The 18,522-nt window shown below is 63.8% G+C and carries 16 protein-coding genes and 1 tRNA gene; 12 read left to right on the top strand and 5 right to left on the bottom strand.

Annotated elements, in window-relative coordinates:
- Nucleotides 1-6: 6 nt before the first annotated feature.
- Genes F4Y72_12165 through F4Y72_12155 form a run of 3 tightly spaced genes read right to left on the bottom strand, consistent with a single transcriptional unit; the run spans nucleotide 7 to nucleotide 3,545 of the window.
- Nucleotides 7-1,248 carry a beta-lactamase family protein gene (locus F4Y72_12165; GenBank protein ID MXZ29040.1) on the bottom strand — a complete coding sequence of 414 codons (1,242 nt, stop codon included), beginning with the start codon at nucleotides 1,246-1,248 and terminating at the stop codon, nucleotides 7-9.
- On the bottom strand, nucleotides 1,248-2,633 hold the full coding sequence (locus F4Y72_12160; protein ID MXZ29039.1) for a hypothetical protein: 1,386 nt from the start codon (nucleotides 2,631-2,633) through the stop codon (nucleotides 1,248-1,250). The genes F4Y72_12165 and F4Y72_12160 overlap by 1 nt, the downstream gene beginning before the upstream one ends.
- Nucleotides 2,634-2,657: 24 nt before the next feature.
- A complete protein-coding gene (locus F4Y72_12155; GenBank protein MXZ29038.1) occupies nucleotides 2,658-3,545 on the bottom strand; it encodes a LysR family transcriptional regulator in 888 nt (295 codons plus the stop codon).
- A gap of 164 nt (nucleotides 3,546-3,709) precedes the next feature.
- Here F4Y72_12155 and F4Y72_12150 point away from each other — a divergent pair, with 164 nt between their 5' ends.
- From F4Y72_12150 to F4Y72_12140, 3 genes are all read left to right on the top strand, one after another.
- The gene (locus F4Y72_12150) at nucleotides 3,710-4,720 is read left to right on the top strand and encodes a D-cysteine desulfhydrase family protein (GenBank protein ID MXZ29037.1); all 1,011 of its coding nucleotides are present in this window, start codon (nucleotides 3,710-3,712) and stop codon (nucleotides 4,718-4,720) included.
- Nucleotides 4,721-4,750: 30 nt separating this feature from the next.
- The gene (locus tag F4Y72_12145) at nucleotides 4,751-6,100 is read left to right on the top strand and encodes an erythromycin esterase family protein (GenBank protein MXZ29036.1); all 1,350 of its coding nucleotides are present in this window, start codon (nucleotides 4,751-4,753) and stop codon (nucleotides 6,098-6,100) included.
- Between the two features lie 111 nt (nucleotides 6,101-6,211).
- Nucleotides 6,212-7,288 (top strand): DSD1 family PLP-dependent enzyme, encoded by a 1,077-nt coding sequence (locus F4Y72_12140; protein MXZ29035.1) that lies wholly within the window; start codon nucleotides 6,212-6,214, stop codon nucleotides 7,286-7,288.
- 6 nt (nucleotides 7,289-7,294) lie between these two features.
- On the opposite strand, the gene F4Y72_12135 is transcribed toward F4Y72_12140, so the two are convergent.
- Nucleotides 7,295-8,449, bottom strand: coding sequence for a hypothetical protein (locus F4Y72_12135; protein MXZ29034.1), 1,155 nt, complete (start codon nucleotides 8,447-8,449; stop codon nucleotides 7,295-7,297).
- 94 nt (nucleotides 8,450-8,543) lie between these two features.
- Between F4Y72_12135 and F4Y72_12130 the strand changes: the two genes are divergently transcribed.
- Genes F4Y72_12130 through F4Y72_12115 form a run of 4 tightly spaced genes read left to right on the top strand, consistent with a single transcriptional unit; the run spans nucleotide 8,544 to nucleotide 13,435 of the window.
- Nucleotides 8,544-10,232 carry an amidohydrolase family protein gene (locus F4Y72_12130; GenBank protein ID MXZ29033.1) on the top strand — a complete coding sequence of 563 codons (1,689 nt, stop codon included), beginning with the start codon at nucleotides 8,544-8,546 and terminating at the stop codon, nucleotides 10,230-10,232.
- Between the two features lie 31 nt (nucleotides 10,233-10,263).
- On the top strand, nucleotides 10,264-12,063 hold the full coding sequence (locus F4Y72_12125; GenBank protein MXZ29032.1) for a DUF885 domain-containing protein: 1,800 nt from the start codon (nucleotides 10,264-10,266) through the stop codon (nucleotides 12,061-12,063).
- A 47-nt stretch (nucleotides 12,064-12,110) separates the two neighbouring features.
- Nucleotides 12,111-12,752: a 2-polyprenyl-3-methyl-6-methoxy-1,4-benzoquinone monooxygenase gene (gene coq7 / locus F4Y72_12120; protein MXZ29031.1), complete on the top strand. Its 642-nt coding sequence runs from the start codon at nucleotides 12,111-12,113 to the stop codon at nucleotides 12,750-12,752.
- A gap of 17 nt (nucleotides 12,753-12,769) precedes the next feature.
- A complete protein-coding gene (locus F4Y72_12115) occupies nucleotides 12,770-13,435 on the top strand; it encodes a ribulose-phosphate 3-epimerase (protein ID MXZ29030.1) in 666 nt (221 codons plus the stop codon).
- Nucleotides 13,436-13,742: 307 nt separating this feature from the next.
- Here the strand turns inward: F4Y72_12115 and djlA are convergent, their stop codons facing one another.
- Nucleotides 13,743-14,558: a co-chaperone DjlA gene (gene djlA, locus F4Y72_12110; protein ID MXZ29029.1), complete on the bottom strand. Its 816-nt coding sequence runs from the start codon at nucleotides 14,556-14,558 to the stop codon at nucleotides 13,743-13,745.
- 72 nt (nucleotides 14,559-14,630) lie between these two features.
- Between djlA and F4Y72_12105 the strand changes: the two genes are divergently transcribed.
- From F4Y72_12105 to clpX, 5 genes are all read left to right on the top strand, one after another.
- Nucleotides 14,631-15,515, top strand: a complete 885-nt coding sequence (locus tag F4Y72_12105) for a phosphoribosylaminoimidazolesuccinocarboxamide synthase (protein ID MXZ29028.1) — start codon at nucleotides 14,631-14,633, stop codon at nucleotides 15,513-15,515.
- Nucleotides 15,516-15,564: 49 nt separating this feature from the next.
- Nucleotides 15,565-15,651: transfer RNA gene (locus F4Y72_12100), tRNA-Leu, on the top strand.
- Between the two features lie 40 nt (nucleotides 15,652-15,691).
- Nucleotides 15,692-17,059 (top strand): trigger factor, encoded by a 1,368-nt coding sequence (locus F4Y72_12095; protein MXZ29027.1) that lies wholly within the window; start codon nucleotides 15,692-15,694, stop codon nucleotides 17,057-17,059.
- Entirely contained in the window at nucleotides 17,056-17,685 is a 630-nt protein-coding gene (gene clpP / locus F4Y72_12090) for an ATP-dependent Clp endopeptidase proteolytic subunit ClpP (protein ID MXZ29026.1), read from the top strand. Before F4Y72_12095 ends, clpP begins: the two co-directional genes overlap by 4 nt.
- Before the next feature lie 50 nt (nucleotides 17,686-17,735).
- A partial coding sequence (gene clpX / locus F4Y72_12085; GenBank protein MXZ29025.1) for an ATP-dependent Clp protease ATP-binding subunit ClpX occupies nucleotides 17,736-18,522 on the top strand: 787 nt, incomplete at its 3' end.

Below are 18,522 nucleotides of genomic sequence, written 5' to 3'. Positions count from 1 at the left end.
GCCTGCCTACCTCCCGGAGACGATCGGGAAGTATATGCTCAACAGGAGTCTGCGCAGATTGACTTCGGAGGGGTTCCCCCCGGAGCGGCGGACGGTGTTGGCGGCCGCGAGAAAAACCTGGCCGTCCGCCGGATTGACCATGAACGACGAGCGATGGGTCAACTGGTAGCCCGAATGGCCGACCCACCGGACGACTTCTTCAGTGACGCGGGTCCGGTTGTCGGCGATGAAGAACCCGAGGCCGACGCTGACGTCACGGTCCTGATCGCTGCCGACCGGAAAGGCGGGCTCGAACATCCGCGCGAGCGTCGCTGGCTGAAGGATTCCTGTGACCTCGGAGTTGCCGGCCAGAAAATCCGCGAACCTGCGCATATCGGACAAGGGGGCGTTCAGTCCGCCGTTCGCCGCGGTGATCCCGGTATCGAAGTCCGGTCCGATGGATCGTGGGCCGCCCTCTTCGGCGTAATAGCCGTGGGACCTGGATCCGGCGAGATGCCAGGGCGTCATGTCGAAGTAACTTCGGTACATGCCCAGCGGCTTGAAGATGTTCTTGTCGACGTAGGCCTCGATCGTGTCGCCCGTAAGCGTCTGGACGATCCGGCCGAGAAAGATGGCGCCGAGGTTCGAATAGCCGTACCTCGTGCCCGGTTCAAAACGGATTTCCGTATAGGGCATCATCGCGACCAGCTGCGACCAGCTGCGCGGTTCATGAGGCTGCCAGCCGGGCTCGTCCTTCCAGGGCCAGGTGGGGCCGCGGAAGCCGGAAGAATGGGTCAGCAGGTGGCGGACGGTGATCGCGTCCATGGGGCCGAAGCGATTATGGACCGCGCCGATTTCCGGCAGAAAGGAGACCACCGGCGCGTCCAGGGACAGCAGGCCACGCTCGACGAGCTGCATTGCCGCCACCGAGGTCAGGATCTTGGTCACCGAAGCCCAATGGAAAATCGTATCTTCGTCAACCCGGTTCCGACGCTCGACATCCGCGAACCCGAAGTTGTAGCGCCCGAGCAAACCTTTCCTGTCCGCCACCAGAAACCCGGCGCCGATGACGCCCTCTTCCTGCAGCTCCCGGGTGTGCGCGGCCTCGATGTCCCGGAGTAGTTCGCGGTGCGTGGCAGGGGTGTCCATGGGCGGGGAGGCCCGGACCGAATTCGTTGCGCCCGCGACGCATAAACTCAGCAGCCCGCAGCCGGCCCATGCCGCCAGTTCGATGCCGGGCGCTTTCCGACGGTTGGTCCTGAAAAACATCAATTGAAGGCGCCCAAGAGCAGGAAGGCCACGGCGGTAATGCCCGCGGACACCAGAGCATACGGCAACTGCGTCGTGACGTGATCGATGATTTTTACCTCTGCGCCGATGCAAGTCACGATGGTGGAGTCCGAAATCGGCGAACAGTTGTCGCCGAAAAGACCGCCGGCAATCACCGCGCCGAACATCAGTTCCGGGCTGATCCCGCTCGCCGCGGCGAGCGGCAGCGCGATCGGCACCATGATGGAGAACGTGCCGTACGACGTGCCTGTCGCGAACGACATGCCGGCGCCCAGTAAGAAAACCAGGGCGGGCAGCGTGCCTTGCGGCAGAAAGTCACCCACGAATCCGGTGATGAAGAGGCCCGTGCCGAGTTGCTGGGTCAGGTCCCCCAGCGACAGGGCGAATACGATCAGGATGCCGACCGGAAAGAACTCCGACATTCCGGCCACGATCCTGTCTTCTATTTCGAGAAAGCCGTACTCGCGCCTCGCCAGCAGTACGAGAGATGTCACCGCAAGGGAGACGGCGACGGCATAGAGCACGGACTTTGACCCGTCGCCCCGCGTGATTTCCCCGCCGCCCGTGACATACAGGCTTGCCAGAACGGTCACAACGAGCGTGATGACGGGCACCGCCATGTACTCGATCCGGCCGGCCTTGCGCCCCGCTTCGGCTTCCCGTTTTTCGTCTCGCTTCAGGAGCGCGGCCGCCGCCTTGTCGAACCGGCGCATGGGACCGATGGTCATTCCCGTAAGCATGACGTAGAGAATCAGGAACAGGCTGATCCAGCTATAGAGCATGTACGGAATCGCCCGCAGCAGAAATCCGAACGGCTCCTCGACTCCCTGCGCCATCAGCAGCCCCATGTAGAACGCGGCCCAACTGTTGATCGGTACCATCGACACGACCGCGATGCCGATGGTGTGGACGAAATAGGCCATGCGCTCCCGCGACAGGCCCAATCGGTCATACAGCGGCGCGACGGTCGTGCCGTTGATGAGGAAGTTGCTCCATCCTTCGAGGAACAGGCTGACCCCGAGAAACCAGGTGGTGCCGAAAGCGGATCGTTTGTTGATCCTGATGCGATGACGCTCGATTTTCGCTGCGAATGACTCGAAACCGTTGGCCTCCTTGATCAGCTTGAGAAGGCCGCCGATCAGAAAGCTGAACAGGATCAGACGGAAATTGCCGGGATCGGTCGCAACGCCAACCATGTGGTCGAGCATCGCAAAGGGCGCGGCCAGGAGGCTGTCGCCATGCAGGACCAGCTGCGCGGAAAAGATGCCGGCAAACAGCGCCGGCAGAACGCGCTTCTTCCAGATGGCGAGTGCGATCGCCAGTACCGGAGGCGCCAGGCTCAGCAGGCCGAATTCGGCAGTCATCGCTGCATGACCTCGATCCGGGGATCAGTTGCTAACCGCGAGGCGGGCCAGCCAGTCGACGAATGCCTTGACGGCTTCGGATCCCGGTCGATTGGGGTTCTCAATGCAGTAGAAGCTCTTCGGGACCTTCACCCTGAGCCCGAATGGCTCCACCAGGCGGCCCTCCCGCAGATCCGATTCCACCAGAACATGATGCCCCATGACCACGCCCTGTCCGGCCGCGGCCGCCGAAAGCGCCATGCTGTACAACGTGAACGACGTCTGGTGCCAGTCCGCCGGTGCGATAACACCGGCCGCATCGAGCCACAGTTTCCAGTCGCTGGCCCAGTACGTGTCCTGCAGGCGCGGAACCCTGAAGATGTCCGTGAATTCGTTGATTCGGTACTTTGTTGCGACGGTCGGCGCCATTACCGGAAAGATCTCGTCCGGGAAGAGCTTGACTGCTTCCAGATCGCCGAAGCGGCCGTCTCCATAGCGCAATGCCAGGTCGAAATTCGAGTCGGCGAGGTCGATTACGGCGGCATCGGCCGATACTTCCACGGAAATGTCCGGGAACTCGTCGCGGAATTTGCCGAGACGGGGCACCAGCCATCGTTCCCCCAGCGCGGGCATTGCCGTCACCCGCAGCGTACTGGCGCGTTTCCGCCTCGATATGTTGGCCGATGCCTCGGCGATCCTGCGAATGGCCGGCGAAACCCTCCTTGCATAGTCCTCGCCGATCGCGGTCAGCTCCACTCCGCGCGGCAGTCGTCTGAACAGCTTTATGCCCAGAAACTTTTCCAGCTCCTTGACCGTCCGGCTGACCGCTCCGGGAGACACGGACAGCGCCTTGGCCGCAACCGCAAAGCTTCCCGTTCGGGCCGCAACCTCGAAGACGCGTACCCAGTCCAGCGGAGGATGTATGTTGGCCATGGAGCGCTGGAATCACCGCGCCTTCAAGCGCAAGACTGCGCCTGGCGTGAGTTATAGTGAAACATCTACAGTCGGACGCAAGCATAATCGATAAATCCATCTCCGGATTGGCCGCCTCCCCGCTGGGGCGGTCGACCGTTACGAACCTGGAAAGCGCCGAGCCCATGAAGACTGAAGCGGTAGAACGTGTGGCGCCCTTCTCGATTGCGCTCGATGAGCTCGTGAACCGCCATCCGCGGATGCGGTTTGCGCGGCTGCCGACGCAGATTCACCGGCTCAATCGCCTCAGCGAGAAACTGGATTGCTCGATTTACTGCAAACGCGACGACCTGACCGGCTTCGGGCTGGGCGGCAACAAGATCCGCAAGCTCGAGTACCTGATCAGGGAAGCGGTCGACGGCGGCGCGGAGGCGATCGTTACCTGCGGCAGCAATCAGTCCAACTGGTGCCGCACGACGGCAGTCACCGCGGCGGCGGCGGATCTCGACGTGCACCTGGTGCTGGGGGGCGGGACGCCCGACGCGCTCACCGGCAACCTCATCCTGAATGCTCGCGTGGGCGCGCACATGCACCACCTGGAAACCGATTCGGACCCGGAACTGGAAGCGGCCAGCGAAGAGCTGACCAAACGCCTGAACGATGACGGGATCAGGGCGCACCGTATCCTGATGGGCGGTTCCAATGGCCTGGGAACACTCGGGTATGCAGACGCTTTTCGCGAGATCCTGAGTTTCGAACGGAATGAGGGCATCGGGTTTTCCAAGATTGTGGTTTCCACCGGGTCGGGCGGCACGCAGGCCGGGTTGGTGGCAGGGCAGGTCCTGTCGGGTTGGCAGGGCACGATCATCGGCATGGCGGCATCGCGCGACACGGACGCCCAGGAGCGCAAGGTTCGCACGGTCTTGCGGCGTTTCGACCGGTTCGCCGGCATGCGGATTGCCCAGAGTCCCCTCGTCACTGACGGCTCCTATGTCGGTGACGGCTATCGGCGGCGTACCGAGGCTTGCGAGGAAGCCATCGACATGTTCGCGAAATCCGAGGGCATATTCCTGGACCAGGTTTACACGGGCAAGGCGGCGGCCGGACTCATCGACTATGCCCGCAACGGCCGTTTCCGCGCCGATGAGAACATTCTGTTCATACACACCGGTGGAACTGTTCAGTTGTTCGAATAGTCGCCCGACACGGCACCGGGAGGTTCGACGATGAAGGTTGTGCACCGTCGCTGCGCCTTGTTGCTCTCTCTGTTCGTGCTGACCGCTCCTGCGCCGGCCAGCGACAGCGTCGCGCAACGCTACGAATCGTCCTCACTCGCGCCGGAGATGCGCGTCGTAATCGACGAGGTGATCGGCGACGCTTCGGTCATATCCCTGTCGGAGTCGTCCCACTTCCTGGAGGAGTTCCACAAATTCGGGGTCGAGGCCTTCAAGTACATGGTGGAGGAGCATGGCGTCCGCCTGTTCGTCCTCGAAACCATGTGGGCCATCGAAGAGAACATCATGGCCTATATCGACTCCGAAGCCACCGAAATTCCCCCGCACCAGGCGCTGTACCTGAACGCATTCGGGTCGGATCAGATGAAGGCACTGCTGCTGTGGATCCGCGCGTGGAATCGTGCTCATCCCGACGACCCGGTGATCGTATCGGGCTATCAGCCTGAACAGCCGGTTACCGATGCCACGGCAATCAAGGCGTTTTTTGCCTCGTCCGCGATCGAAATCCCGACGTGGGCCGCCAATGTTCTCGAAAAATACCCGTTCTTCAACGGAGAACACCGGACCGATCTTGATTCGATCGTGTTTTCCAGTGGCCGGTATCGCGCCGGCGAACTCATCTATACACCGCAGCAGCGCCTGGAGATCATCGATGCCCTGATCGCGATCGAGGACGTTGTTCTCGCCAACCGCACCAGGCTTGTAGCCGAAGTCGGAAACGACGCGATCCGGGAGCTGGAAATGCACGTGCTGAGCCTGCGCACGAGCATTGACACTCTGACTTACGTCATGGACCTCGGCAATACCCTGGCCGACGATGATCCCGAATTCGCCGCCAGACAGAACGAAGCCTCGTCGGCTGCTTACCGCATCGGCGACATGGTTCGCGCAAAGATATTTTTCACCCTTCGCGAGACTCGCCACAGGGATCGACGGGCCGTGATCTGGATGCACAACTGGCACGCAGCCAAGCGCGCCGAAAGGCTGGAGGTCGTCGGCACAGCGGAAGCCGGCGGCATGCAGCTCGGAACGGCGTCGTTCGGATCGCGCGCATTCCGGGTCCTGGGCGACGATTACGTCGTCATCGCCAGTCTGACCCGTTGCGAGACATGCGAGATCGACCGATCGGGCAGTCTGGAAGATGCCTTACACGCCAGGTTCGGCGAGGAGACGGCCATTGTCAACCTGTCCGCGGCCGGCGACCTCGAGGAAACGGTCACAACGCCGGGCACCGCCTATGCCCAGAACCACAATATGCTGTTCCGCAACCTGGTCTTGAGCGAACAGTTCGATGCGGTGGTCTACTTTCCGGGCTCCGGGCTTACGGTGGAACGAAACTGATGCCGACCTGGCCAGGCGACCCTTCGGTGATCCGTGGCAACTGACTTTTCCCGGCTCTTCACACCCTGCGCGATCGTCGACCGACGCAAGCTCGCCGCCAATGTCCACAGGATGCGCAAACGGGTCCGGTCGCTGGGCGTCGACCTTCGTCCGCACGTGAAGACCAGCAAGAGCGCCGATATCGCCAGGATGGCGACCGCGGGATTTACCGGAGGGATCACGGTCTCCACGCTCGCCGAGGCGGATTACTTCGGGCGGGCCGGGTTCGGCGACATCATGTACGCAGTGGGCATCGTGCCGGCCAAGCTGGGCGCCGTTGCCCGGCTGATCGGCTCCGGCATCGACCTCAAGGTGATTCTCGACAGCGCGCAAACGGCCAGGGCCGTCGCCGACTGGGCCGAGCGGCACGGCAAGCGGATCCCGGCGCTGCTTGAAATCGATTCCGATGACCACCGAGCCGGCCTGGAACCGGACTCCCCCGAAGTTCTGCAGGCGGCAGAGATTCTGTCCGACTCGACCGGCGCTGTGTTCCGGGGCGTGATGACGCATGCCGGCGCCTCCTACGACTGCACAAGCACCGAACAGATTGCCCGGATTGCCGAGCGGGAACGGGATTCCGTGGTCCACTGCGCCAAGGCCATACGGGAGGCCGGCATGCGCTGCGAAATCGTCAGCGTCGGCTCCACGCCCACGGCGACGTTTGCGCCGCATCTTGAAGGCGTAACCGAGGTCCGCGCCGGAGTTTACGTGTTTCAGGACCTGTTCCAGGCGGGGCTCGGCGTCTGCCGCCCGGAAGATATCGCACTCACGGTGCTGACTACCGTTATCGGCCAGAAGCGTGCCTTCAACCGGTTGATTACCGACGCGGGCGGCCTGGCCCTGTCCAAGGACCGGGGCACTGCTGTCCAGGCCGTCGATCGGCAGTACGGTCTCGTCTGCGACGCCAAAACCGGGCGGACGATAGACAACCTCGTAGTTTCGGGCGTGCACCAGGAGCACGGCCTGATTTCGACGATCGACGGGGCGCCGTTACCGTTCGACCGCTTCCCCGTGGGCACGCAGTTTCGAATATTGCCGAACCATGCCTGCATGACGGCGGCCGCCCACGATCGATACCACCTGGTTGATGGCGAAACTCCCGAAGTGACCGGAACCTGGCCCCGCCACAACGGCTGGGCCCCCGCCTGATTCCGGTCAGTTTGCTTTGGCCCAGAGGTCGCGGACGGCGAAGATTGGGCGCTCCGGCGACTCGGCGGCGACGAAGTCCTGCACCATCGGCACGTCCGGATAATGAAAGTGGGCACCGCCGCCGAACAGGATGCCGCGCCCGGTTGGGGGAATCGCGTTGGCCCAGATCAGGCTGCGGACCGAGGCGCCGAACGCGGTTTCGCCGTAGCGGAAAAACAGGAACGGCAGGCTGGCGCCCTCTAGTGCAATGACGCGGGCGCCGGCCGCATGGGCCGCCTCGCACAGCTTGAAATAGTAGTTTTCCTCTCCGGTAGTTCTTGGTCCGGCCCGGCCGTTCCAGGCGTCGGCGAAGTACTCGACCAGCACGGCGCGCGCCTCGACGTATTCCGGCGTGCCGGCTGCCGCATCGTTGAAGGCGTCCAGGTCATCCTGCTGATCCAGGTTGAGGGCTTCCATGCCGAGCCAGTCGAAGCCTCCGCCATCGATCACCTTCATCAACGCGTCGGCGTCGGTGGAAATACCGTGGACGGCCTCCGGAAACAGCAGCAGTCCGTCTGCGGAACTCCGATACCGGGACAGGTCCGGATCGATTTCGACGGAGGCGCGCTGGCCGCTGCGCATCGTTTCGTAGGCCTGCATCTCCAGCCCGTAGTCCGGGTTTTCCAGCAGATATGCGCCCGCGCGCCCGATTTCGCGAATCCTGCCAATCAGCGTCTCGACGTTGCCGCGCGCCTGCCGCCAGGTATCGCCGCTGACGACAACGTGGCTGACCGGCGTCGCGAACCCCATGACAACAAGCGAGGAGACCGGATAGAACGTCGCCGTGAAGCCGTCCTCAAATGTCAACGTGACCGAATGTTCGTCCCGGGCGGTCAGCTCCGCAAACCGCGGCACGAAGTCCGCGACGATCTCGTCCCGGGACACGTCGGCTACGGCCTGAACGCCGAAGAAGTCGGTCAGATGCGGGCTTGGTTCCGCGATGGTGGGAGGGAACTCCGGATCCATGAATCCGTCCGGCGCCAGGAAGCGCCCGATCACCGGCGCCACGTCGATATGGTGCTGGTACCGGCCGTCGGACACGGCAAGGTCGTCGCCCCACAGCATGGGAACGGCAAAAGCCCCAATCGCTGTCCATATCATCCGCCGCTTCAGTGATTTCATTCTCATGTTCCCGATTCGAATTCCCGCTGTCCGTCTTGCGCGCGACTATTACCGCGGGCTGGTAGCATTCTACTGAACGCTGCACTTTGACCGGATGACCGGTACCGGCCCCATGCATCGACCCTCGATTACCCTGCACAAAGCCGCATTTCTGTGCGTGCTTCTGCTTGCAGGATCCGCGGCCGGACAGTCTCCGGACGCCGGAAACGCCGGTGTACCGGGCGAACCGGACTACTCGGTCCGGTACGACGTGCTGATCAGCGGAGGGACCATCGTCGACGGCACCGGCGCGCCGTCGTACCGGGCCGATGTGCTGATCGAGGGAGACGGAATTGCCTATGTCGGCCAGCTCGACGGATCGAGAGTCCAGGCGGACCAGCTCCTTGACGCGACAGGCAGGGTGGTCACCCCCGGTTTCATAGACACCCACGCCCACGGCGACCCACTGATATCGGGACTGCAGGAGAGTTTCGTGCTGCAGGGCGTAACCACCAAGGTGGTGGGCCAGGACGGACGTACGCCGGGTTTCCACATGGACATCCGCGCGGGCTACAGGCTGTCCATGGACGAATGGCGAAAGTCCATGGCGTCGCCGGATCCCGCATCGGAACACCCTCGCAGCCTCCTGGAATGGTCGCTGAAGGTGGAGCAGGCGGGCGTTGCGCCGAACATAGCGGCGCTGGTTGGAATCGGTTCCCTGCGCTGGATGACGGGTGTTGGTACGCGGCCCGTTCCGACGCCGGAGCAGCTCGCGATGATGATCGAAGTCCTGGAGGCGGAGATGCAGGCCGGCGCCTTTGGCATCAGCAGCGGCCTCGAATATGTCCCGGAGCGGTATTCGCATACCGACGAGCTGGTTGCCATGGCGAAGGTGGTCGGCGCCAGGGACGGGGTTGTCATGAGCCACATGCGCACCGAGGACGCCGGCGCCATTCTGGGCGCGATCGACGAACTGATCGCCCAGGGACGACATGCGCGCGTAAATGCTTCCCATATCAAGATCGTGGGCGGCCTTACCTGGCAGGAAGGCGTGGAGGTGGTTGATCGGATCCGGGACGCCCGTGCCGAAGGCGTGGACATAACTGCGGACGTGTACCCGTATGTGGCCGGTATGGCGGACATGGCTCTCGTGTATCCGTCATGGGCCAAGCAGCGCAGCGAGTTCGAGGCCGCCGCCGAAAACGACCGCCCGCGGCTCGAACAGGCGCTGTTCGATCGGGTCATGTCGCGGCACGGCCCCGAACGCATCCTGATCGTGAGCGGTGAGTTCAGCGGCAAGACGCTGGCTGAAGCAGCCGAAGCGCTGGCGCTGCCCTTCGTGGACGTGCTGATTGACGTCTTCGGCTTTGGCGGGCCTGGCGCCGCGCACTTCACCCAGAGCCGGGAAACGCACGACGTATTCATAGTCGCCGACCACATCGCGATCGGCACGGATGGATCGCCGTCCACAAGGCACCCGCGGAGCTACGGAACCTATCCGAAGGTCATTGAGGAATACGTGGTCAACGACGCGCGAATGTCGCTGGAAAAAGCGGTGCACAAGATGACCGGGCTGCCTGCCCGAATCACCGGTCTTCGCGACCGCGGCACGGTAGAGGCCGGCAAGAAAGCCGATCTGGTGATTTTCGCGCCCGAGAACGTCAGGGCCAGGGCAACCTGGACCCATTACGACCTGCCTCCCGAGGGATTCGACTTCGTCCTGGTTAACGGCCGCGTCGCGGTCCGGCATGGAGTCCTGAGCGAGCAACCGCACGGCAAGGTGCTGCGCAAGGGCGTGAATTGAGAAATCCTTACGACCGGCGGGCAAGTGACGAATGAGCATTGACCGCAGACGATTTCTTGCCGCTGTCTGCGCCGCCCTCGCGCCTTTGCCTGCTGCGGGAGCGGAATCCCGAGGCACGCTGAGGGAGTTCTACGACCGGTCTTTCCGCGAGCAGCTTCAGGGTGATCCGACCCGGGCCACGCTGCTTCACTTCCCGGCTCCGAACGGGACCGCGCACGACACCTGGACCCTTCGGACCGACCGCTGGTACGACGAACGGGCGCAAATTGCGAAGTCGAATCTTGAGCGACTCAAGAAGTTGTGCGTCGGCGCGGAATGCGGTTCGGACGACGCGCTGCTGTATGCGCTTTCCCAGCGCGAACTGATCGAAGAGGCCCGCTGGAGGCGCCACCACGTGCCGTTCTTCGGAGCGCTCGCGCCCCACGTGTACGCTCCTTCGGTGCTGATGCAGTACCACGAGATCCGTTCTCTCTCCGATGCCCGGGCATACGTCGAAAGAGTGCGGAGCATGGGTGAGTTGCTGCGCGTCGAGGGCGACCGAATGGCCGCCTCCATCGCCGCGGATTGCCCACCGCCCGCATTCAATTTCGCGGACATTGACGCCTCGGCCGTCGAGGCGGCAAAACGGCTTGCCGATAGCGACAAACACCCGGTGGCCCTTGCCTTTACCGCGAAGTGCGACGCCGCGCAACTGCCCGCGAGTGATCGCAACCGGCTGACGCGTACCCTGCAAACCCTGCTGCGCGAGGATTTGGCCCCGGCTGTCGAAAGGTACCGCGATGACTTGCGCCGTGTGTCGCGGGGCCTGTCCGCCAGCAATGGTGTGTGGGCGATGCCGGATGGGGCCGATTTCTACGCTTCGGAAATTCTGAGGCATTGCACCATACCGCTGGATCCCGACGAACTGCATGACTGGGGGCTTGCCGAGACCGCCAGGATCCAGTCCGAGATTGAGCTGGTCGGCAGGGATCTCGGCTACCGGGGCGGGGAAAAATCGTTTCTGCGCCACCTGGCAACCAGCCCTGAGTTCTACTTTGCCGATACCCCGCAGGGCAGGGCGGAATACCTGTCCCAGGCCAGGGAATTTATCGCCGGCATCGCGGCTGCGTCCGAACGGCTGACTTCGCATCGATCCCGCGTGCCTTTGGAAGTCCGGCCCATCGACCCGATTTCGGCCGCAACTTCCGGGCGGGCCTACTACGTCGAACCATCGGCGGACGGCTCCCGTCCGGGCGTTTTCTATCTCAACACGGAGAAAGTGGCGGACGGACCGGCCTACCAGCTCGAAGCGGTCTGCTACCACGAGGCCATACCCGGGCATCACCTGCAGGCTGCCGCCGCCATTGAACTGGGAGACAGGCCGCTGTTCCGGCGCCAGTACTACATCGGGGCGTTCGCGGAAGGCTGGGCGCTCTACGCCGAAAAGTTCCCCAGGGAACTTGGGTTCTACGCCGATCCGATTCAGGACGCCGGCCGCCTGGCGCTGGAGCTGTTTCGGGCCGTGCGCATCGTCGTCGACACCGGGATTCACCGAAAACGATGGAGCTTCAACCGGGCGCTGCGTTTCATGAACGAAAACACCGGCAACGCTCCGGGAGACAACATTTCCGAAGTCAAGCGATACTTCAATTGGCCCGCCCAGGCGCTCACCTACAAGGTCGGGATGCGCCACATCGAAACGCTCCGCGCCCGGGCGCAACAAGCCCTGGGCAAGTCGTTCAATTTGCCGGACTTCCACGCGGCCGTTCTATCGTCAGGCAGCATCACGCTGCCGATGTTGACCGAAATAATCGAGGGATATATCTCGGCAGGCGCGTCTTTGCTACCATGACCGCTTTGGCGGGCACGGACAAGCCCGGCGACAAGTCGGATAGAGCGATGACGGACAACGAACGATCCATCGGCGACCAGTTGCTCGCGGAACTGGGCCACTGCCTGCGCGTCTGCGCCGGCGAGCCCGCGCCGTCAGCCGACAACCCCGCCGGCGACGCGGAGGACGGGATCGAATCCAGCCAGGATCGGGAGCACAGCGCCGGCCTCATGCGCGTCAACCATTCGGGCGAAGTCTCCGCCCAGGCGCTTTACCGAGGCCAGGCCCTGGTCGCCCGCGACCCCGGCCTGAGGCGCAATCTGCTGAGCGCGGCCGACGAGGAAGGCCGCCATCTGAAGTGGTGCGAGGAGCGGATCACCGAGCTGAACGGCCGCCGCAGCCTGCTTACCCCCTTCTGGTATGCCGGTTCCTTCGGCATCGGCGCGCTTGCCGGACTGATGGGCGACCGCTCCAGCCTCGGCTTCCTGGCCGAGACCGAGGCGCAGGTCGAGAATCACCTCGAAGGACATCTTGACGAGCTGCCCGCCGACGACGTGCGCAGCCGCAGGATCCTCGAGCAGATGCGCGCCGACGAGGCCCGCCATGGACGGGATGCGGAAGAAGCCGGCGGCGAACCATTGCCGGAAGTCGCGCGCTCGGCCATGCGCCTGGTTTCCGGCGTCATGACCACCACCGCGCGCTATATCTGAGCGCCGGAGGCAGTGAAATGAAACGCGCCCGCATCGCTCCCTCGATCCTGTCCGCCGACTTCGCCCGCCTGGGCGAGGAGGTCGACGCCGTCCTGGAGGCCGGCGCGGACGTGATCCACTTCGACGTGATGGACCATCACTACGTTCCCAACCTGACCGTGGGGCCGCTGGTCTGCAGCGCCTTGCGCGAGCATGGGATCACGGCGCCGATCGACGTGCATCTCATGGTCAGCCCGGTTGACGCCGTGGCCCGGTCTTTCGCCGAGGCCGGCGCGAGCATCGTGAGCTTCCACCCCGAGGCCAGCGGCCACGTCGATCGCACGATCGGGCTGATCCACGAGCACGGCTGCCGCGCGGGGCTGGCCTTCAATCCCGCCACGCCGCTGAGCTGGCTGGATCACACGCTTCAGGCCATAGACCTGGTGCTGATCATGTCCGTCAATCCGGGCTTCGGCGGCCAGAAATTCATACCCCAGGCCCTTGCCAAGCTTTCCGAGGCCCGCAGCCGCATCGACGCCGGCGGGCGCGACGTGTGGCTGGAAGTGGACGGGGGCGTCAAGGCCGGCAATATCGCGGAGATCGCGGCCGCCGGGGCCGATACCTTCGTGGCCGGTTCGGCGATCTTCGGCGCGGACGATTACGCCGAGGCCATCGGAGAAATGCGCACGGCACTCGGCGAATAGCCTCTCCCGGCGCTTCGATCCCGCTCCTTTGTGTGCCTCCCTCTCGTTGGAGACGCTGTTCGCGCCGGGGCATCGGCGCTCACTGGCTCGGAATCGCTATCCTGCTTTTACGCTCCCACGAGAGGAAGGCACACAAAGGGGCTACCGTCGGCGCATTTCCAGTCCCTTAGCCGTCTCTTTGCTCCCTTCTTCCGGGAGTATTGGAGGCAGGGATGCCGGAGCAAGCTACAGGGACGTATTCATGCGTCTCCCGGAAGAAGGGAGCAAAGAGATGGCGAATCGAAGCGAGCACTAAGAGAAGGCGGGGTTAGCGCATTCCGCGCTGTTCCTTGATCTGTTCGTAGGCCCGGTTGACCTCGCGGGTGCGTTCGCGGGCGCGCTCCATCATCGCTTCGGGCAGTCCGCGCGCCACCAGCTTGTCCGGGTGGTTCTCCTTCATCAGGCGGCGGTAGGCCGTTTTGACCTCCTGGTCGCTGGCGCTGGACGAAACGCCCAGGGCGCGGTAGGCGTCCCCGATCGGCTGCTGCCGTGCCGGACCCGCGCGGCCGTTGCCGCCGGCGAATCCGGCCCGCATGCGCGCCTGCGCTTCGAGTTGGCTGATCTGCCATTGCGAGAGTCCCAGCGCCTGCCCGATACGATCCAGCGCCGCCCGCTCCTCGCCGGTCACGCCGCCGTGGGCGAAGGCCATGAAGAACTGCGTCTGGAGAAAGAACTGCCTGAGCAGCGGCTGACCGCGGCAGGCTTCGTTCATCCGCATCAACTCGCCGTCCAGGTCGAAGTGCGGCTCCTTGCCTTCGTTGAAGCAGTCGATGGCCTCGCGTATCTGGGCCGGGTTCAGCCGCATTCCCTGCATCACCTGGCGCGCGGCCTGGATTTCCTCTTCGGTCACGCGGCCGTCGGCCTTGGCGATATGCCCCATCACGCGGAAGGTGGACGCGAAAAAGACCCGCCGGCGGTTGGCGGTCTCTGCGCCGGAGTAGGTCTGCCACGATCCGCCCAAGCTTCGCGACATGCTGCGGTCCACCATGTGCCCGAGCAGCACTCCCAGAAGCGCTCCGGGCAGACTGCCGAACATGAATCCGAAGATGAACCCGGCGGCTTTTCCTAGAAGAAATACGTACATTGGCCTGGCGTGGGCAGTGTCGCGCTCAGCACACTAGAATACGCCCGAAACGAACGCACAAGGGAGCAGACAGTGACCGTATCGTATACCGAAATTCCGGGTTTGCAGTCCATCGGCAGCGGCAAGGTCCGCGACCTCTACGCGGTGGGCGACGATCGCCTCCTTCTGGTGACCAGCGACCGTATTTCCGCCTTCGACGTGGTGCTGCCCGATCCCATTCCCGGCAAGGGCCGCGTGCTGACGGCGCTGTCGCGGTTCTGGTTCGCCAATACCGGCCAAATCGTGCCGAATGCGCTGCTGCACACGCCCCTGGGCGACGTGATCGACGGCCTCGAACCGGACGCGCTGGAGGAGCTCGAGTCGCGTTCGGTGCTGATGGACAGGGTGCGGGCGCTGCCCGTCGAAGCGGTGGTGCGCGGACACTTGATCGGCTCGGGCTGGAAGGACTACCAGGCCACCGGCGAAGTATGCGGCATCCGCCTGCCGGAGGGCCTTCGCCTTGGCGAGCGACTGCCGGAAGCCATATTCACGCCGGCCACCAAGGCCGAGGCCGGCGAACACGACGAGAACATCGGAATGGCGCAGACCGCAAGCCTGATCGGCGACTCGTTGGCCGAGCAGGTGAGGGACATAGCGCTGGCCCTGTTCCGGTTCGGGACCGAGCATGCCGCCGCGCGCGGCATCATCGTGGCCGATACCAAGTTCGAGTTCGGGATCAACGCGGCCGGGGAACTGGTGCTGATCGATGAAGTGCTGACGCCCGACTCCTCGCGATTCTGGCCGGCTTCCGAGTACCAGGTGGGCGTATCGCCGCCGAGCTACGACAAGCAGTTCGTGCGCGATTACCTGAACTCGGTGGACTGGGACCATGAGCCGCCCGCGCCCCGCCTCCCGGAAAGCGTGATAGCCCGCACCGCCGAGAAATACCAGACCGCCCTCGAACTCCTCACCTCCTGACAGGCCTTCGCCGCCGCCGGCGCGCCGGCAAATCTATAATTGAGGGGGAGCGGAAGTGGCGGAATTGGTAGACGCGCAGGATTTAGGTTCCTGTGGGGTTATCCCCTTGAGAGTTCGAATCTCTCCTTTCGCACCAGTACCCTTCCCCTGAAACGGCGACCAAACCATCCGGCACTATGAATCTCGACAGCGCAAGCTACAAGGTGGAAGACGGCGAGGGACTTCGCCGCGTCATGCACGTGCAGGTTCCCGCGACCGTCCTGCAGCAGGAATTCCTGGCGCGCCTTGGCGCGCTGCGGCGGCGCACGCGGATACGCGGATTTCGGCCCGGCAAGGCGCCGATCAAGCTGATCCGGCAGCGCTACGGCCAGGACGTCTGGAACGAACTGACCCGCGAGACCATCGAGCGGAGTTTCCGCGAGGGCGCGCAGAACCGGAAGCTGCGGGTAGTGGGAGGCGGAGAGGTCAAGACCAGCAAGGCGCGCGAGGGCGCCGATCTCGAATACGAGGCCACCTTCGACGTGCTCCCGGACATCGAGTTCAATCGCCTGGACGAACTCGCTTATGAGGAGCCCCAGGTGGAAATCAGCGAGCGGGACGTGGACCGCACGATAGAGCGCCTGCGCCGGCGCGACGCGCAGTGGGAGGATGTCGACCGGCCGGCGCGTGAAGGCGACCGCATGGTTGCGAATATCCGCGCTTCGCGGCGGCGCCAGACCGTGGACGCCGGAGAGATCAATGAGGCGCCTCTGATGCTGGGCGAAACTCGCCTGATGCCGCAGCTTGAGGAGCGCCTGGTGGGATTGCCCGCTTCCAAGAAGAAGAAGTTCCGCCTGAAGATGCCGCCCGAATACCCGGACGAAACGCTGCGTGGAAAGCGCGTGCTGTACGAAGTCGAAGTCGTGAGTGTGTCCGAGCCTTCGCTGCCGGACCTCGACGAAGAGTTCATCGGAAAACTGGGTGTCGAAAGCGGCGCCATCGACGATTTACGCGCGAACGTGCGCGCGACTCTGGAACGCGAACTGCAATCCGTATGCGAGGAACACAAGCGCCAGGCCCTGTTCGACCAGTTGCTGACCGCAAATCCCGGCCTGACGCCCAGGACGCTGGTGGACCAGGAAGTCGAGCAGGCGCGGGAGGCCATGCGACCGCCGCCGCCTCCTCCGGACCCGGACGGCGAGCAGGAAGCCGAGGAGCCGCCCGAGTTGCCGGAGGAAATGCCCGGAATGCGGGCCGCGGCGGAGCAGCGCGTGCGCCTGCAACTACTCATCAACGAGCTCGCGGCGCGCGAGGAAATTGCGCTGGATGATCAGAGACTGCGCGAGCAATTACAAGTGCTTGCCGCCGGCGCTCCCGAACCCGAGGCGGCGCTCGCGGAGCTGGCGGGCAATCGCGAACTGGTCGGCAACCTGCGTGCGCGGATGCGCGAGGAACAGGTGCTCGAATGGCTGTACGAAAACGCCGCCGTCACGCCGCGCCCGATGGCCTTCGACGAGTTCATGGAACCCATGCCGCCCGTCCTTTCCGGAGGAACTGCCCAATGAATGAAAAAGCATTGAATCTGGTGCCCATGGTCGTGGAGCAGACCGCCCGCGGCGAGCGCGCCTACGACATTTATTCGCGCCTGCTCAAGGAGCGGCTGGTATTCGTCGTGGGCGCCGTGGACGACCACATGGCCAACCTGATCGTGGCCCAGCTGATTTTCCTGGAGTCCGAGAACCCCGGAAAGGACATCAGCCTCTACATCAATTCGCCGGGCGGCCTGGTGAGTTCCGGGCTTTCCATTTACGACACGATGCAGTTCATCAAGCCCGACGTGAGCACGCTGTGCCTCGGGCAGGCCGCCAGCATGGGGGCCCTGTTGCTCGCGGGCGGCGCCAAGGGCAAGCGCTACTGCCTGCCGCATTCGCGCGTCATGATCCATCAGCCCATGGGCAGCTTTCAGGGTCAGGCATCCGACGTGGACATTCATGCGAAGGAAATGCTCAAGACCCGGGAGCGGCTGAACCGGATCCTGGCCGAACATACGGGCCAGCCCTTGAAGCGCATTGCCCGCGACACCGACCGCGACCATTTCATGAGCGGCGAGGAAGCGTGCTCCTACGGGCTCATCGACCGCGTTCTGGCCAGCCGGGACGAGGTGGGCGCGCCGGAAGAAGACGACGCCTAGCGGTTACAATGCCAGCGCGCGCTCAGGCGTGACTGCATCGCACAAAAGCTATGTCCAGCAAAAATAATCGTGGCGGCGGAGGCGAGCGGAAACTCCTCTACTGTTCGTTCTGCGGCAAGAGCCAGCATGAGGTACGCAAGCTCATAGCGGGCCCTTCCGTGTACATCTGCGACGAGTGCGTCGAGTTGTGCATCGACATCATTCGCGAGGAATTCGAAGACCGCGCGGAAAATCAGCCGGTGTCCCTGCCGCTGCCCGCGGGGATCATGAAGTTCCTTAACGAATACGTGATCGGCCAGGACCGGGCCAAGAAGGTGCTGTCGGTGGCGGTCTACAACCACTTCAAGCGCATGCGGTCGCGGCGCAGGGAAAAAGACGCGCCCGACGTGGAGATCGCAAAGAGCAACATCCTGCTGATCGGACCGACCGGCTGCGGCAAGACCCTGCTGGCCGAGACGCTTGCGCGCATTCTCAACGTGCCCTTCACCATCGCCGACGCAACTACGCTGACCGAGGCCGGTTACGTGGGCGAGGACGTCGAGAACATCATCCAGAAGCTGCTTCAGAAGTGCGACTACGATGTCGAGAAGGCCCAGACCGGCATCGTCTACATCGACGAGATCGACAAGATTTCGCGCAAGTCGGACAACCCCTCCATTACCCGCGACGTTTCCGGCGAGGGCGTCCAGCAGGCGCTGCTCAAGCTCATCGAGGGCACCGTGGCCTCGGTGCCGCCGCAGGGCGGGCGCAAGCATCCGCAGCAGGAATTCCTGCAGGTCGACACCTCGAACATCCTGTTCATCTGCGGCGGCGCGTTCGCCGGGCTGGACGCCATCA

This window comes from Gammaproteobacteria bacterium, from assembly GCA_009838035.1.
In the GTDB taxonomy this organism is placed as follows: Bacteria; Pseudomonadota; Gammaproteobacteria; order Steroidobacterales; family Foliamicaceae; genus Foliamicus.
This window is presented reverse-complemented; position numbering and strand designations above follow the sequence as displayed.

What these genes read in the sequence shown, in the direction of transcription:
- F4Y72_12165 (MXZ29040.1), bottom strand. Translation starts at nt 1,248, where the DNA reads ATGTTTTTCAGGACCAACCGTCGGAAAGCGCCCGGCATCGAACTGGCG.
- F4Y72_12160 (MXZ29039.1), bottom strand. Translation starts at nt 2,633, where the DNA reads ATGACTGCCGAATTCGGCCTGCTGAGCCTGGCGCCTCCGGTACTGGCG.
- F4Y72_12155 (MXZ29038.1), bottom strand. Translation starts at nt 3,545, where the DNA reads ATGGCCAACATACATCCTCCGCTGGACTGGGTACGCGTCTTCGAGGTT.
- F4Y72_12150 (MXZ29037.1), top strand. Translation starts at nt 3,710, where the DNA reads ATGAAGACTGAAGCGGTAGAACGTGTGGCGCCCTTCTCGATTGCGCTC.
- F4Y72_12145 (MXZ29036.1), top strand. Translation starts at nt 4,751, where the DNA reads ATGAAGGTTGTGCACCGTCGCTGCGCCTTGTTGCTCTCTCTGTTCGTG.
- F4Y72_12140 (MXZ29035.1), top strand. Translation starts at nt 6,212, where the DNA reads ATGCGCAAACGGGTCCGGTCGCTGGGCGTCGACCTTCGTCCGCACGTG.
- F4Y72_12135 (MXZ29034.1), bottom strand. Translation starts at nt 8,449, where the DNA reads ATGAAATCACTGAAGCGGCGGATGATATGGACAGCGATTGGGGCTTTT.
- F4Y72_12130 (MXZ29033.1), top strand. Translation starts at nt 8,544, where the DNA reads ATGACCGGTACCGGCCCCATGCATCGACCCTCGATTACCCTGCACAAA.
- F4Y72_12125 (MXZ29032.1), top strand. Translation starts at nt 10,264, where the DNA reads ATGAGCATTGACCGCAGACGATTTCTTGCCGCTGTCTGCGCCGCCCTC.
- coq7 (MXZ29031.1), top strand. Translation starts at nt 12,111, where the DNA reads ATGACGGACAACGAACGATCCATCGGCGACCAGTTGCTCGCGGAACTG.
- F4Y72_12115 (MXZ29030.1), top strand. Translation starts at nt 12,770, where the DNA reads ATGAAACGCGCCCGCATCGCTCCCTCGATCCTGTCCGCCGACTTCGCC.
- djlA (MXZ29029.1), bottom strand. Translation starts at nt 14,558, where the DNA reads ATGTACGTATTTCTTCTAGGAAAAGCCGCCGGGTTCATCTTCGGATTC.
- F4Y72_12095 (MXZ29027.1), top strand. Translation starts at nt 15,692, where the DNA reads ATGAATCTCGACAGCGCAAGCTACAAGGTGGAAGACGGCGAGGGACTT.
- clpP (MXZ29026.1), top strand. Translation starts at nt 17,056, where the DNA reads ATGAATGAAAAAGCATTGAATCTGGTGCCCATGGTCGTGGAGCAGACC.